The following is a 658-nucleotide window of genomic DNA, read 5'->3' as shown; positions in this document are numbered from 1 at the left end:
CGCAGGCAAGGCCGCGGCCTACCGCGAGCGCATCCTGCGCCATATACCGCCGGGCTCCGGCTTCACGCCACTGATGACGCTCTATCTCACCGACAACACCACGCCGGCGGACATCGAGGCCGCCGCGGCGAGCGGCATCGTGCACGCGGTCAAGCTCTACCCGGCGGGCGCCACCACCAACTCGGACTCCGGCGTCACCGACCTCGACCGCTGCGACGACGCCCTGGCCGCCATGGCCGAGGCGGGCCTGCCGCTGCTCGTCCACGGCGAGGTCACCACCCCCGGGGTGGACATCTTCGACCGCGAGCGGGCCTTTCTCGGGGAACGCCTGGCACCGCTGATCGGGCGCCACCCGCGGCTGCGGGTGGTGCTGGAACACGTCACCACCGCCGCCGGGATCGAGTTCGTCCGCCAGGGCCCGGACCGACTGGGCGCCACACTCACGGCGCACCACCTGCTGCTCAACCGCAACGACCTGCTCGTCGGCGGCATCCGCCCGCACCATTACTGTCTGCCCATCCTCAAGCGCGAACGCGACCGGGAGGCGCTGCTGGAGGCGGCCACCTCCGGGGACCCGCGCTTCTTCCTGGGCACGGACTCCGCCCCGCACCCGCGTACCGCCAAGGAGAACGCGTGCGGCTGCGCCGGCGTCTACAGC

Annotated in this window: 1 pseudogene; it reads left to right on the top strand. The window is 72.5% G+C overall.

Going from position 1 to position 658, the window contains the following annotated elements:
* Positions 1–658, top strand: a pseudogene (locus tag G7A99_RS23360) (dihydroorotase); the annotation flags it as partial.

The sequence above is a fragment of the Arhodomonas sp. KWT genome (assembly GCF_010993615.1).
This window is presented reverse-complemented; position numbering and strand designations above follow the sequence as displayed.